This is a genomic window from Tolumonas auensis DSM 9187 (genome assembly GCF_000023065.1).
In the GTDB taxonomy this organism is placed as follows: Bacteria; Pseudomonadota; Gammaproteobacteria; order Enterobacterales; family Aeromonadaceae; genus Tolumonas; species Tolumonas auensis.
The window spans coordinates 2798736-2813420 of sequence record NC_012691.1 but is presented as its reverse complement, the minus strand read 5'-3'; the positions used below and the strand labels follow the sequence as shown (position 1 = coordinate 2813420).

Genomic DNA, 14685 nt, shown 5'->3' with positions numbered 1-14685 from the left:
AAATTTCATGTCTAAAGACATTTTCGTTCCGGATATCGGCGGTGATGAAGTAGCCGTTACTGAAATTCTGGTTAAAGTGGGTGACAAGGTTGAAGCTGACCAGTCACTGCTGACCGTGGAAGGCGACAAAGCCTCTATGGAAGTACCTGCTCCTGAAGCCGGTATCGTTAAAGAGATCAAGATTGCATTAGGTGACAAGGTTTCTACCGGTTCCCTGATCATGGTATTCGAAGCGGAAGGTGCGGCAGTTGCTGCACCAGCTCCGGCCGCTGCCGCGCCAGCCCCTGTTGCAGCTCCTGCGGCTGCAGCACTGCAAGACGTGAACGTACCGGATATCGGTGGTGACGAAGTTGCTGTAACCGAAATCATGGTCAAAGTGGGCGATACCGTTGAAGCGGATCAGTCTCTGCTGACTGTAGAAGGCGACAAAGCCTCTATGGAAGTACCTGCACCATTCGCTGGTGTAGTGAAAGAGATCAAAGTGGCAACGGGTGACAAAGTGTCTACCGGTTCCCTGATCATGGTATTCGAAGTGGCGGGCGCTGCGCCTGCAGCTGCACCAGTTGCTGCTGCTCCGGCTCCTGTTGCGGCAGCCCCTGCGGTTGCTGCGGTGAAAGAAGTTAACGTACCGGATATCGGTGGTGACGAAGTTGCCGTAACCGAAATTCTGGTTAAAGTCGGCGATGCCGTTGAAGCTGATCAGTCTCTGATCACCGTGGAAGGCGACAAGGCTTCTATGGAAGTGCCTGCACCGTTTGCCGGTGTGGTTAAATCACTGAAAATTGCGGTGGGTGACAAGGTTTCTACCGGTTCCCTGATCATGGAATTTGAAGTGGCTGGCGCAGCATCTGCTCCGGCACCGGTGGCTGCACAAGCTGCTGCGCCTGCAGCGGTCAAAGCGGTTCCTGCTTCAGCTCCGGCACCTGTTGCAGCGGCGAAAGTGGAAGAGAAAGGTGAATTTGTAGCGGGTGACGCTTATGTTCACGCAACTCCGGCTATTCGTCGTCTGGCGCGTGAGTTCGGTGTCAATCTGGCAAACGTCAAAGGTACCGGCCGTAAAGGTCGTATCCAGAAAGAAGACGTTCAGAACTACGTGAAAGAAGCACTGAAACGTGCTGCTTCTGCACCGGCCGCTGGCGGCGCGGGTGCTGGTCTGGGTGTTCTGCCATGGCCGAAAGTAGATTTCGCGAAATTCGGTGATATCGAAGAAGTTGCGCTGACTCGTATTCAGAAAATCTCTGGTCCGAATCTGCATCGTAACTGGGTGATGATCCCGCACGTTACACAGTTCGATGAAGCTGATATCGGCGAGATGGAAGCGTTCCGTAAAGAACAGAACGTGATTGCCGAGAAGCAACAACTGGGCTTCAAGATCACACCTCTGGTGTTCATCCTGAAAGCAGCAGCCAAAGCACTGGAAGCGCATCCACGTTTCTGCAGCTCGCTGTCAGAAGATAGTTCTACACTGATCATGAAGAAATACATTCATATCGGTGTCGCGGTTGATACGCCAAATGGTCTGGTTGTACCGGTAGTTCGTGATGTGAACAAGAAAGGCATCTATGAACTGTCGAAAGATCTGGCTGAGATCTCCAAGAAAGCACGTGCCGGTAAGCTGACTGGCTCGGATATGCAGGGTGGTTGCTTCACTATCTCCAGCCTGGGCGGTATCGGTGGCACTCAGTTCACCCCAATCGTCAATGCGCCGGAAGTGGCTATTCTGGGTGTCTCTAAATCAGATATGAAGCCGAAGTGGAACGGTAAAGAGTTCGTGCCATGCCTGACGCTGCCTCTGGCATTGTCTTATGACCATCGCGTCATCGACGGTGCTGCAGGTGCGCGTTTCATTACGACACTGACTGATGTGCTGTCCGACATTCGTCGTCTGGTACTGTAATTTTGTCTGTCTCTCCGGAAGCATGCTAGGTTTAGTATGTTTCCGGAAGCAACTGAATAATCAAAAGAGGTCATGATGAGTAATGAAATCAAAACTCAGGTGGTGGTAATTGGTGCCGGCCCAGCCGGTTACTCTGCTGCTTTCCGTGCTGCCGACCTGGGCCTGGAAACCGTTTTGATCGAACGTTACGGTACACTGGGTGGTGTATGTCTGAACGTCGGTTGTATTCCGTCTAAAGCACTGCTGCACGTTGCGAAAGTTATCGAAGAAGCTAAGGCACTGGCGGAGCACGGTATCGTATTCGGTGAACCACAAACTGATATCAACAAGATCCGTCTGTGGAAAGAAAAAGTAGTGACCAAGCTGACTGGCGGCCTGTCTGGCATGGCCAAGCAGCGTAAGGTGCCTGTCGTTAACGGTGTGGCCAAATTCACCGGTCCTAACAGCATTGATGTGACTGCGACTGATGGTTCAGTAACCACGGTCAAATTTGATAACGCGATTATCGCAGCGGGTTCCCGTCCGGTAAAATTGCCGTTCATTCCGCACAACGATCCACGCGTCTGGGATTCTACCGATGCGCTGGAGCTGAAAGAAGTGCCGGGCAAAATGCTGGTTCTGGGCGGTGGTATCATCGGTCTGGAAATGGGTACTGTGTACTCTGCGCTGGGTGCGGAAATCGACGTTGTTGAATTCGCTGATCAGCTGGTTCCGGTTGCCGATAAAGACGTGGTGAAGGTTTACGCAAAACGTGTTGAAAAGAAATTCAACGTCATGCTGGAAACCAAAGTCACCGCCGTTGAAGCGAAAAAAGACGGTTTGTATGTCTCTTTTGAAGGCAAACAGGCACCGGCAGAACCAGTTCGTTATGACAGCGTGCTGGTCGCGGTAGGTCGTGTACCAAACGGTAAAGCGCTGGATGCCGAGAAAGCCGGTATCGCAGTTTCTGACCGTGGTTTCATCGAAGTCGACAAACAGCTGCGTACTAACGTACCGCACATTTTCGCTATCGGTGACATCGTGGGTCAGCCAATGCTGGCGCACAAAGGTGTGCACGAAGGTCATGTGGCAGCAGAAGTTATCGCTGGTAAGAAACACTACTTCGATCCGAAAGTGATCCCTTCAATCGCGTATACCGAGCCAGAAATTGCATGGGTTGGTCTGACCGAGAAAGAAGCGAAAGCCAAAGGTATCAACTTTGAAACTGCGGTGTTCCCATGGGCTGCCTCCGGTCGTGCAATTGCATCTGACTGCGCTGACGGTATGACCAAGCTGATTTTCGACAAAGCAACTCACCGTGTGATCGGTGGTGCGATTGTCGGCACCAACGGCGGTGAACTGCTGGGTGAAATCGGTCTGGCCATCGAAATGGGTGCGGATGCAGAAGATATCGCGCTGACTATCCATGCTCACCCGACGCTGCATGAGTCAGTGGGTCTGGCTGCGGAAGTGTACGAAGGTTCGATTACCGACCTGCCGAACGCCAAAGCGAAAAAGCGTTGATTCTGTTTCTTGTATAAAAAATCCGGCTCAGGCCGGATTTTTTGTTTCTGCGCAGTGTTACTTTTTCAGTGCCAGAATCAGGGCCGAGGTATCCATCCGGCCGCAGCCTTCCTGCTGCAGTTCGGCATAACGTTCATCTACCTGTCTGGTCAGCGGCAGATCGATATTTTGCCGTTCAGCTTCTTCCAGACAAATCCCCAGGTCTTTACGCATCCAGTCGATCGCAAAACCAAAATTGAATTCATTCTTCGCCATGGTTTCGGCGCGGTTCTCCATCTGCCAGGAACCGGCGGCGCCATATTTCAGTGTTTCGACCACCTGATGAATATCCAGACCCACGGTTTCTGCCAGCAACAGACCTTCGCTTAAGCCCTGCAGGACACCGGCGATACAGATCTGATTCACCATCTTGCAGCGCTGGCCGGCACCACATTTACCCACCAGCTGGATCTGACGGGCATAGGCTTCCATGACCGGTTTCGCGATAGCAAACGTCTGCTCATCACCACCGCACATGATGGTCAGACTGCCTTTTTCGGCACCACTCTGACCACCGGAAACAGGGCAATCCATAAAATGATTTCCCTGTTTGTGGCAGGCATTTTCCAGTTCATGCGCCAGTGTGGCGGAGGCAGTCGTATGGTCAATCAGAATGGCACCGGGTTTTAGTCCGGCAAGAATGCCGTCGTCACCGTAAACGACGCCGCGCACGTCGTTATCATTACCGATGCACATAAATACGATGTCCGCATCCCGGGCTGCTTCCCGGGGCGTTGCGGCAATTTTCCCGTTATACAAGGCTTGCCAGGCTTTGGCTTTACTGTGTGTGCGGTTATAGGCCGTGGTGTTAAAACCTTTCTGCTGCAAGTGGCCGGCCATGGGTGCTCCCATGATGCCGAGGCCAATAAACGCGACTTTATTAATGTCCATCATGATCCCTCCCGATTGGTGGTATGAGGAGATAATCGATCTTTAAATGACATATGTCAATTAAGTTATCCTATAATCTCAATATGCCTGTATTTTGGCGCTATCGCGCACTGTCCGGCCCATTTTCTTCTGTTATATCTGTTAATTGATATATGTTATCTTTAGTCAATGAGAGTCATCCGGTAAGACAACATGAGCGCGCCTAAATATTTAGCCATTGTAAAAAAGATAGAAGCATTAATCCGTTCCGGCCAGTTTAAGGAAGGCAGTCAGCTGCCAACGCATCGTGAGCTGGCCCAGCAACTGGGGACGACCCCCATCACGGTGGCGAAAGCGTATAAGACACTGGCTGAGAGAAAGCTGATTGAATCGTTTGTCGGACGCGGTAGTTTTGTCTGCAACCACAGTCAGCTGTCGGATGTGATCCGTGCGGAAAGCAGTGAACCGGAGAAAAATCTCTCTATTCTGCAACCTTGTCTGTCGCAGCACAGCGAGCGGTTAAATCAGGTTTTTTCACAAATACTGAACCGGGGCAATGAAGCACTCTACGGTTATGTCGAACATACCGGATTGGCCCGGCACCGTTTGATGGGCGCGATGTGGGCCCGGCATTATGGTCTTGAGGTCACCGATCATAATGAGGTCGTTCTGGCGAGCGGGGCTCAGCATGCGTTATCCGCTTTGATCCAGTGCTATACGCAACCCGGTGACACGATTGCGGTGGAAGCACTGACCTATCCCGGCATTTTGTCGATGGCGAATATGCTGGGCAGGAAAGTGGTCGCGGTCGCCATGGATGGCGAGGGGATGTTACCGCATGTCCTGGATGACCTATGTCAATCATCAGATATAGCCATGGTGATGATTGTGCCATCGCATCAGAATCCGACCGCAGCCACAATGCCGGCTGAACGGCGGGAACAGATAGCCGCTGTGATCAATCGTCATCGTGTCTGGCTGGTAGAGGACGACATTTACGGATTTCTCAATCCGCAGCCGATCGCGGCGATCACTAATTTTGCACCTCAATACAGTTTTCACATTACCAGCCTGTCAAAAGCGGTCAGTCCGGGTATGCGCTGTGCTTTTATCAAAACACCGGCAACAGAATGTGACCGGCTGGCGGCATTTATCCGTGCCACGATCTGGTTACCATCGCCGATTCCATTTGCGGCAGCCGCGCTCCTGATCCATTCCGGCGAAGCATTCCGTATTGCGGAAGAACAACGACAGATTGCTCTTCATCGTCAGCAATTAGCCAGAGAACAGTTAGCGGGATTTACGCTGTACAGTCAGCCAGACAGTTATCATCTATGGCTGGAATTACCGGCGTACTGGCAGGCGGATGCCTTTACCTTGGCGGCGAAAAACAGAGGGATTCTGGTCAGCAGCGCTTCTTATTTTAAAGCCGATCCACTGACAGTGACGCCGGATGCGATCCGTCTGTCACTGATGGCGATCGAAAATGAACCGGCGCTGGTGTCGACGCTGAACCAGCTGGCTGAACTGCTGAAGCGGGATACCCGGTTTGACTATGTGCATTGCTGATATAAAACAGGCACAGTCACTCCTGCGCCTGTAATATTTTAATCAGAACAGCCTGGTTTTCAGCTTCGCACTTTTATACTGATATCTGTTCAGATGCCGTCTGTTAACAGAACGTCTGTACAGACAATATATCGCCCATAAAATCAATAACGCACCTGTGACAAGCCATATCGTCTGACCTGTATTCCTGAGTAATAAAATACCAACAAAGGAATAAAAAAATGGTCTGAACTCATATAAGGATTCAGGAAATAGAAGGAACTTATGGGTCGGATAGCCACGACTGGCAAGCACATCAGTCCGCCGGTTTTTCGACCGAATGACCCAGATAAGTGCTCCGGCCCAGTAGAAAAGGGACGCTGACATTAACAGTAGCCCATTTTCTCCGGTAGCCAGCAGGGTTGCTCCGCCGCAAAGATAGATCAGGGGTAATGGTTCGTACAACAGGATCGGTAACATATGACATCCTCTCTGTTTTCAGAACTCGCTTTTTCAGTATAGTTAGTGAGATTCATTGGGGTGTTTTTTTGCCCGTTTTTTGTGAAAAAAGGTCAGAATGGGTAAGGTTTCATAACGATGGTATTGATAAAAAACGGTGATAATTCAGCAACAGCAACCCGTCCATGGATGATCTTTCTGATTTTCCTGCGACTGGGACTGACGTCATTTGGCGGGCCGGTTGCCCATCTGGGATATTTCCGGGAAGAGTTTGTTGTCCGGCGTCATTGGCTGAGTCCGCAGCGGTATGCGGATCTGGTGGCGTTGTGTCAGTTTCTGCCCGGACCTGCCAGTAGTCAGGTAGGGATGGCGCTGGGGTTGGCTCAGGGAGGGTATCGCGGTGCTCTGGCTGCCTGGTGCGGGTTTACCTTGCCTTCTGCGATGATGCTGATCCTGTTTGCATCGGGTCTCGCACACTGGCAAAACCAGATCCCGGCCGGCGTGCTGCACGGATTGAAAGTAGTAGCCGTGGCTGTTGTTATACAGGCCGTCTGGGGAATGGCCGGACAATTTTGCCGCGATAAACGTCATATCAGTCTGATGCTGATGGCGACGGCTTTCTCTTTGTTGTGGCCTGCTGTGCTGACTCAGCTGGTTGTCATTCTGGTTGCCGCCGTCACCGGCTATCTGCTTTTCCGGGCTACGCCCGCAGCCGTGGCTGAACCGGAGATCAACCGGTTTAATCACCGGCATGGGGTGTTCTGGCTGCTGCTGTTTGTCGTATTACTGTTTGGTTTACCCATACTGGCTAGTGCGTCTTCTGATATGGCCATTCAGTTATTGGATATTTTCTACCGGACCGGTGCGCTGGTTTTTGGTGGTGGTCATGTTGTTCTGCCACTGTTGCAGGCAGAAGTGGTGCCCACTGGTCTGGTCAGTAATGAAACCTTTCTGACTGGCTATGGCGCTGCTCAGGCGGTACCGGGCCCGCTTTTTACCTTCGCTGCTTTTCTCGGTGCGTCAGTTCCGGAGCAGGGATGGCTTGGTGGCTTCATCGCGCTGACCGCGATTTTCCTGCCGTCATTTTTACTGGTAGCGGGTGTGTTGCCTTTCTGGGAGCAGTTACGTCGTTTTGCGCCGGTTCAGGCCGCACTGAGCGGTATTAATGCGGCAGTCGTTGGCATGTTGCTGGCAGCACTCTATCAGCCGGTCTGGACGAGCGCTGTCCAGCATGCCAGCGATTTTGTGCTGGGGCTGATGGCTCTGATGGCATTAATGATCTGGCGAGTGCCGCCCTGGCTGGTGGTCGTTGGTTGTGGTGCCGGTGGTTGGCTTTTTTCCCTGATCTAAAAAAGCTGCCAGCGCAATGCTGGCAGCACTCACGATTTACCCTTTGTGCCTCAGGTAAAGAAAATACAGTACCGGAATCACCACCAGCGTCAGCATGGTCGAGGCAAACAGGCCAAACACCAGGCTGATCGCCAGTCCGTTAAAGATCGGGTCGTCCAGAATAAACATCGCGCCGATCATCGCGGCCAGCGCAGTCAGGATGATTGGTTTTGCCCGCACCGCACCGCTGTTGATCACTGCCTGCGCCAGTTCCACCCCGGCAGCACGTTGCTGGTTCACAAAATCGACCAGCAGGATCGAGTTGCGCACAATGATCCCGGCCAGCGCGATCATGCCAATCATCGACGTGGCCGTGAAGGGTGCACCGAGCAGCGCATGCCCCGGCATAACCCCGACCAGTGTCAGTGGAATGGGCGCCATGATGATCAGCGGTACGCTGTAAGAGTTAAAATGTGCCACCACCAGGAAGTAGATCAGCAGGATCCCCACGGAATAGGCGATCCCCATATCCCGGAAGGTTTCATAGGTGATCTTCCATTCGCCATCCCACTTGATGGCGACGCCGGAAAGCCCATCGGGCTGACCGATCAGCGACTGTTCCCAGGCCGGATGTTGATCACTGAGCGTGCCGGCAATATCCGCCATACCATACAGCGGGCTATCCAGCTTGCCGGCCATATCGGCGGTGACCATGACCATCGGCTGCATATTTTTGTGCACAATGCTGTGAGGCTTGCTGCTTTCGCTGATATTTATCAGCTCACTCAGTGCAATGGCTTTACCGGCGGAAGAGGGCAGGGTCAGGCTCAGGATCCCGGTCAGATCGACTTTCTCGCCGTCATCCAGCCGCAGCCGGATAGGTTTGGCATATTTCTGATCCGGCGCATGCAGATAGCTGACATCTTCACCATTCAGTGCGCCGGCCAGTGTCTGCCGGATCTGCGCTTCGGAAATCCCTAACCGTGCCGCCCGTGCGCGATCAATGCTGATCTGCCAGTGCTGCTGTGTGGCCGGAACATCAACATCAATATCCACGATATCGGCTGTCGCTTTGAAGGTATCACGGACTATCAGTGCCGCCTGTTCCCGCATGGCCTGCGTCGGACCATACACTTCCGCCAGAATCGGTGACCAGACCGGCGGGCCGGGTGGAATTTCCACGACTTTGATCGCTGCGCCGGTTTTCTCTGCCACCGGAGTTAGCCGTTCACGGGCATCCCGGGCGATCTGATGACTGGCCCGATCGCGTTCATCCTTGCCTTTCAGGTTGACCTGCAGATCACCGAGCTCGGCGGATTGCCGCATAAAATAGTGACGCACCAGTCCGTTAAAATTGATCGGCGCAGAAGTGCCGGCATAAATTTGTACGGAGGTGACTTCCGGAATAGTTTCCGCTTCAGTGGCCAGCTGATGTAATACCGACTGGGTTTGTTCCAGTGATGTGCCCTCCGGCATATCCATCATCACCTGAAATTCGGATTTGTTATCAAAAGGTAGCATTTTCAGCACCACCAGCTGAACCACTGGCAACGCGAGTGAACCAACCAGCAGTAAGCCGACGACCAGTGCCAGTTTCCGCCGGGTATTTTTTGCTTTATCGCCCAGCAGGAAACCACTCAGGAAATGCCGTAAAAACCGGACAGCTTTATGTTCCTCGGCTTCCGCTTCACCTTCTTTGTGATGAGAACGCAGCAGATGCAGTGCCAGCCATGGCGTCACAATAAAAGCGACGGCCAGTGAAATCAGCATCCCGGTACTGGCATTGATCGGGATCGGGCTCATATACGGCCCCATCATGCCGCTGACAAAGGCCATCGGCAGCAGCGCCGCGATGACCGTCAGGGTCGCCAGAATGGTCGGGCCTCCGACTTCATCGACCGCCTGCGGGATGGCTTCTTTCCAGTTCCCGCCGTCCTTCTGATGCCGGTGGATATTCTCCACGACCACAATGGCATCATCCACCAGTATGCCGATGGAGAAGATCAGTGCAAATAACGAGATACGGTTGAGGGTAAATCCCCACACCCAGGAGGCAAACAATGTCATCGCCAGAGTCAGCAGAATCGCGCCACCGACGACCACTGCTTCACGCCAGCTCATGCTGATCCAGACCAGCACCACCACTGCCGCGGTAGCAAAAATCAGTTTGCTGATCAGCTTATTGGCCTTTTCATTGGCCGTCTGACCGTAATCACGGGTTACGCTGACCTCAACCCCCTGCGGGATCAGGATGTTATGCACCTCTTCCAGCCGGCTGGTGATGGCCCGGCTTAAATCTACCGCATTAATGCCGGGTTGTTTGGCGATCGCCAGCGTCACCGCCGGATAAATTTTTCCGTCCTGACTCATCCAGACATTCGCTGCGGGAACGTCCGCACCTTCCTTTATCTCTGCAATATCAGCAAGATAAATCGGATGGTTGTGCTGTGTGCTGACAATCAGCTGACTCACTTCATCGGCGGAAGTTAAAAATGAACCGACCTGCAGGCTGATCTGGCGATTATCCTGGGTCAGCGACAGGTTCGTCTGCTGCTGATTCGCGGTTTGCAATACCTGAGATATCTGCGGCCAGCTCAGCCCGAACGCATTCATTTTCACCGGATCTATCGTCACCTGCATGACGCGATCGTGACGACCCACGGTCTGGATCTGGCGGGTACCTGGCAACCGTTTCAGCTCGGTTTCCAGGCCGTGCGCCACCTGCGTCAGCTGTTCTGCGGTGATGCCGGCCTGTTTACTCCACAGGGTTAAATTCAGAATGGGGACATCATCTATCGCCCGCGGTTTCACCAGCGGTTCACCGACACCTAAACCTGCGGGTAACCAGTCCTTGTTCGAATCCAGCTGATTGTAAAGATCGACCAGTGCCTGCTGCCGCGGTTTACCGACCTTGAAGGCCACAATCAGCATGGCACCACCCGGCTGTGAAAACGAATACATGGTGTCGATGTCTTTCATTTCGGATAACACCTGCTCGGCAGGCAGTGTCACCAGCTTTTCAACCTCCTGCGGGCTGGCGCCGGGGAAGGGGATATAAATATCCGCAAAGGTTACTTCAATCTGCGGTTCTTCCTCTTTCGGCGTGATCAGGACTGCCGCGATACCGAGCAATAGCCCGAGCAGCGCCAGTAACGGCGTAATGGGGGAATGCAGAAACTGACGGGCAATCCGTCCGGAGATACCGGATTCAGGGTGCATAGTGGCCTCCCTGTGCAGCGATGACGGCATAGGCATCGCGGGCAATCACTTCACCCACTTTCAAACCGGAGAGAATTTCTATCCGGCCATCATAGTTACGGCCCAGACGGACCTGCCGCAGCACATAGCCATTCTTTTCAGCCAGATAGACCGCCGATAATTCATTCTGCCGTAACACTGAGTTTTCCGGGATCAGCAACTTCGGTTTGGTTGTCAGCGGCATGGCCAGTTTGACCCAGGTGCCATTACGCCAGACGGGGGTTTCCTGTTTTGGCAGGTTGGCCCGTAATGTGAAACTGTGACTTGCCGGATCAGCAAACTGAAACAGCTGGTGCTGCGGTAGTGTAAGGCTCTGACCGTCCGGGAAGGTGATCTGCAGCGGTGTGGTTTCTTTCAGCTGGGACAGGTAGCGGGCAGGTAATGACGCGACGACACGCATGTTTTCAAAAGCATAACCACTCAGTAACAGTTGCCCCGGATTGACAGTCTCACCCAGTGAAATATGGCGGGCAGAAACGACCCCGGCATAAGGTGCGACGATGCGGGTATACCCCAGATTTTCCCCTGCCTGCACTAATTCTGCTTTCGCTTGTTTCAGCACATTAGCCGCCGCTTCCGCTTCGGTAGCGGCGCTGTCATATTCCCGTCTTGAAACAGAACCTTTTTTCACCAGATCGACTAACCGTGCCCGTTGCCGTTCCGCATCGTTGTATCTGGCTTCCGCTGCTTTGACAGCCGCTTTAGCTTGATCCTGACCGGCCGTCTGCGAGGTGTTGGTGATTTCAATTAACAGATGCCCAGCGGGAACCACATCATTCACATCAACGGTGATGGCACTGATCCGGCCACTGGTCTGAGCAGAAACAGTACCCTGATCCACCGGTTCCAGCCGGCCATCCATGACAAACCAGTCCGGGATATCGGTGGGCTGTACCGTCAGTGTTTCATCTGCAGCTAAGGTGTATCCGGTACCAGTCAGTCCGGCACAGAGAATGAGGAGACCCAGAAGATGTCGCATGGCCCAGCTCCTTTAAATTAGATTTAACTAATATATATTTTTATGAATATCCTGCAACTACTTAAAATTCTAGTCCTGTTCAGGGGTTATGGTAAGAAATCGGGCAGTTTGGATCTTTATTACTGGCCGCAGTGGCGGGGCAGACAAAAGTGATTAATATTTAATTAGGTATCTCTAATTAAATATTTCAGGAGAGCATCATGACTGCGGATAAAGCTGTGCGAGCATTTGCCGGCATTATGGTCTTACTTTCTGTCGCACTGACATATTGGGTCAGCCCATGGTTTGTGTTACTGACATTGTTTGTCGGGGCCAACCTGCTGCAAAGTGCATTTACCGGATTTTGCCCGGCAGAAATGTTTTTCAGAAAAATGGGACTGAAGTGATCGCCCGGATCACCAGCCATACCTGTTGAGTTGATAAGACAGTTCCCGCCAGCGGAAAAGTATTTTCTCTGCCAAAAACAGTGAACGGCATCTGGCTCGGAGCTGAACAAGCGGAGAAAAATGATGGCGACTGTGATTGTAATTGGCGCCGGTCTGGGTGGTATGTCGGCAGCCTATGAACTTAAGGCAGAACTGGGTAAGCAGCACGAAGTCATACTGATCAACAACAAGCCTGATTTTGAATTTACCCCCTCTAATCCCTGGATCGCGGTGGAGTGGCGCCAGCGCAAAGATACGTCGCTCCCTATCGAACCGCATGTCAGCAAGAAATCAATCCGGTTTATTGCATCCGGTCTGCAGACACTGGATGCAGAACAAAAACAGATCACGTTAATGGATGGGCAGACACTCGGTTATGACTTTCTGGTGCTTTGCACCGGTCCTGAACTGGCCTTTGATGAAATTCCTGGCGCCGGGCCGGATGCCGGCGGTACCGTCAGTGTCTGTACCCTCAGTCATGCCGAGCATTGCCGTGACAGTGTGCATGCACTGATTGAAGCACCGGGGTCCGTTATCGTCGGCGCGATGCCGGGCGCTTCCTGTTTTGGCCCTGCTTATGAATATGCCTTTATTCTGGACAAACACCTGCGCGACAAAAAAGTCAAAAAATCGGTACCGATGACCTTTGTCACCAGTGAACCCTATATCGGACATCTGGGGCTGAATGGCGTGGGGGATTCCAAAGGCATGCTGGAAAGTGAGCTGCGCCAGCGGGATATTCAGTGGATCTGTAATGCGAAAACTGTCGGTATCGTTGACGGCAAAATGGAAATCGATGAATTAGACGACGAGGGCAATGTCAAAAAACACCATAGTCTGCCGTACAAACATGCCATGATGTTACCGGCTTTCCGCGGTATTGCACCGTTACGCGGCATTGAGGGATTAGTCAATCCGCGAGGCTTTGTGATTGTGGATGAACATCAGCGGAATCCGAAATATCCGCAGATCTATGCGGCCGGGGTTTGCATAGCTATTGCGCCGCAGACTAAAACCCCGGTGCCCACCGGGGTACCGAAAACCGGCTATATGATCGAATCCATGGTGCGGGCACTGACGGTCAATATCAAGGCGGAGCTGGAAGGCATGCAGCCCACGGCCAAGGCCACCTGGAATGCGATTTGTCTGGCCGATATGGGGGATACCGGTGCAGCCTTTGTGGCCATGCCGCAGATCCCGCCACGTAATGTGGCCTGGTTTAAGAAAGGTAAATGGGTGCATCTGGCCAAAGTGGCCTTTGAAAAATATTTCCTGCACAAGATGCAAACCGGGGATACCGAACCGGTGTATGAACGGGTTGTACTGAAGTCGCTGGGGATCGACAAACTGGAATAATCGCCTCAGACCGGAGAGCGCAGATGCCGAAGTATCAGCGCTCTCCGGACATACCGAATTCGATCGCGGCCTGAGTGTAGAAGATATTGACGCCTTCTTTTTTCAGCAAGGCAAACATCTGTTCCGCTTCTTCCGCTGTCACTGCCATGGTGACCTGCAGCGGTTGATCCGTCAGTTCAAAAAAATGAGCTGAATGCAGTTTCCTGTCATGACCGAAACCTTCGCTGGCAGCGGTCAGCGTTGCGCCCCGGATACCCATTTCTTTCGCTTGCTGGATCAGCCAGAGCGCCAGCGACTGTCCGTGAACCGAACGATCCTGCTGCGTAAAAAATGTAAGCTTGAAGCCTTGCATAAACACCTCCGGAGGAACGTGTAATCAGCTGCGTTGTAACAGACTCATCGTTGCCATACCCAGTAACGTCATGACCAGTGAACCGATCACATGCACGGCAATGGCGCCACCTGCCCAGAGCAGGCGGCCTTGCTGCAATAACGTGGTGACTTCGGCAGAGAAAGTCGAAAACGTGGTCAGGCCACCGAGAAAACCGGTGATCACCAGTAAACGCCATTCCGGTGGTAAATTCGGATTGGCAGCAAAGAAGGTCACCGCGATACCAATCAGATAACCACCCAGCAGATTGGCGAGCAGGGTTCCTGGCGGAATAGTCGGGAACAGAGTATTAAATCCTAAACCCAGCAGCCAGCGGCTGACAGCACCGGCAGAAGCGCCGAGACTGATAGCCAAAACCGAATACAACATGACACTGTCCTTAATATGAAAACCGGACAGGACGCGTTGTTGCTCTCCTGACCGCAATAAAATGCGATATGTTATCGCTTCATTTATTATAGCCTTAGCATGAATGGCTGAATACCTGACAGCAGGAACGATTACGAGGGTTGCAACCGATCCGGAATTTGCGAAAATTTTTCTTCGTTAATTGCCTGCTGGTGTTTTTTCGGCTGGTAACGATTATGCTTAGCCCGTCGTTTAACAATAACAACTACAGAGGAACATAACT

General features: G+C 52.6%; 12 protein-coding genes. 6 read left to right on the top strand and 6 right to left on the bottom strand.

Annotated elements, in window-relative coordinates; all coding sequences use genetic code 11:
- Window positions 1–7 precede the first annotated feature (7 nt).
- Both aceF and lpdA read left to right on the top strand, forming a co-directional pair.
- On the top strand, window positions 8–1897 hold the full coding sequence (aceF, locus tag TOLA_RS13095) for a pyruvate dehydrogenase complex dihydrolipoyllysine-residue acetyltransferase (protein WP_015879618.1): 1890 nt from the start codon (window positions 8–10) through the stop codon (window positions 1895–1897).
- Window positions 1898–1972: 75 nt separating this feature from the next.
- On the top strand, window positions 1973–3400 hold the full coding sequence (gene lpdA / locus TOLA_RS13090; protein WP_015879617.1) for a dihydrolipoyl dehydrogenase: 1428 nt from the start codon (window positions 1973–1975) through the stop codon (window positions 3398–3400).
- 57 nt (window positions 3401–3457) lie between these two features.
- Here the strand turns inward: lpdA and TOLA_RS13085 are convergent, their stop codons facing one another.
- Entirely contained in the window at window positions 3458–4333 is an 876-nt protein-coding gene (locus TOLA_RS13085; RefSeq protein WP_015879616.1) for an NAD(P)-dependent oxidoreductase, read from the bottom strand.
- Window positions 4334–4522: 189 nt separating this feature from the next.
- Here TOLA_RS13085 and TOLA_RS13080 point away from each other — a divergent pair, with 189 nt between their 5' ends.
- Window positions 4523–5878, top strand: coding sequence for an aminotransferase-like domain-containing protein (locus tag TOLA_RS13080; protein ID WP_015879615.1), 1356 nt, complete (start codon window positions 4523–4525; stop codon window positions 5876–5878).
- 42 nt (window positions 5879–5920) lie between these two features.
- On the opposite strand, the gene TOLA_RS13075 is transcribed toward TOLA_RS13080, so the two are convergent.
- Window positions 5921–6337, bottom strand: a complete 417-nt coding sequence (locus TOLA_RS13075) for a hypothetical protein (protein ID WP_015879614.1) — start codon at window positions 6335–6337, stop codon at window positions 5921–5923.
- A gap of 117 nt (window positions 6338–6454) precedes the next feature.
- On the opposite strand from TOLA_RS13075, the gene chrA reads away from it, so the two are divergent.
- On the top strand, window positions 6455–7666 hold the full coding sequence (chrA, locus tag TOLA_RS13070; RefSeq protein ID WP_015879613.1) for a chromate efflux transporter: 1212 nt from the start codon (window positions 6455–6457) through the stop codon (window positions 7664–7666).
- Window positions 7667–7702: 36 nt separating this feature from the next.
- Here chrA and TOLA_RS13065 read toward each other — a convergent pair whose 3' ends face one another.
- Together TOLA_RS13065 and TOLA_RS13060 are read right to left on the bottom strand one after the other, a co-directional pair.
- On the bottom strand, window positions 7703–10864 hold the full coding sequence (locus TOLA_RS13065) for an efflux RND transporter permease subunit (RefSeq protein WP_015879612.1): 3162 nt from the start codon (window positions 10862–10864) through the stop codon (window positions 7703–7705).
- Window positions 10854–11882 carry an efflux RND transporter periplasmic adaptor subunit gene (locus TOLA_RS13060; RefSeq protein ID WP_015879611.1) on the bottom strand — a complete coding sequence of 343 codons (1029 nt, stop codon included), beginning with the start codon at window positions 11880–11882 and terminating at the stop codon, window positions 10854–10856. Before TOLA_RS13060 ends, TOLA_RS13065 begins: the two co-directional genes overlap by 11 nt.
- A 200-nt stretch (window positions 11883–12082) precedes the next feature.
- Between TOLA_RS13060 and TOLA_RS13055 the strand changes: the two genes are divergently transcribed.
- Window positions 12083–12268 carry a YgaP family membrane protein gene (locus TOLA_RS13055; protein WP_015879610.1) on the top strand — a complete coding sequence of 62 codons (186 nt, stop codon included), beginning with the start codon at window positions 12083–12085 and terminating at the stop codon, window positions 12266–12268.
- A gap of 123 nt (window positions 12269–12391) precedes the next feature.
- A complete protein-coding gene (locus TOLA_RS13050; protein WP_015879609.1) occupies window positions 12392–13663 on the top strand; it encodes an NAD(P)/FAD-dependent oxidoreductase in 1272 nt (423 codons plus the stop codon).
- A gap of 34 nt (window positions 13664–13697) precedes the next feature.
- On the opposite strand, the gene TOLA_RS13045 is transcribed toward TOLA_RS13050, so the two are convergent.
- Window positions 13698–14015 carry a DUF190 domain-containing protein gene (locus tag TOLA_RS13045; protein WP_015879608.1) on the bottom strand — a complete coding sequence of 106 codons (318 nt, stop codon included), beginning with the start codon at window positions 14013–14015 and terminating at the stop codon, window positions 13698–13700.
- Between the two features lie 24 nt (window positions 14016–14039).
- Entirely contained in the window at window positions 14040–14423 is a 384-nt protein-coding gene (gene crcB, locus TOLA_RS13040) for a fluoride efflux transporter CrcB (RefSeq protein WP_015879607.1), read from the bottom strand.
- Between the last annotated feature and the right edge of the window lie 262 nt (window positions 14424–14685).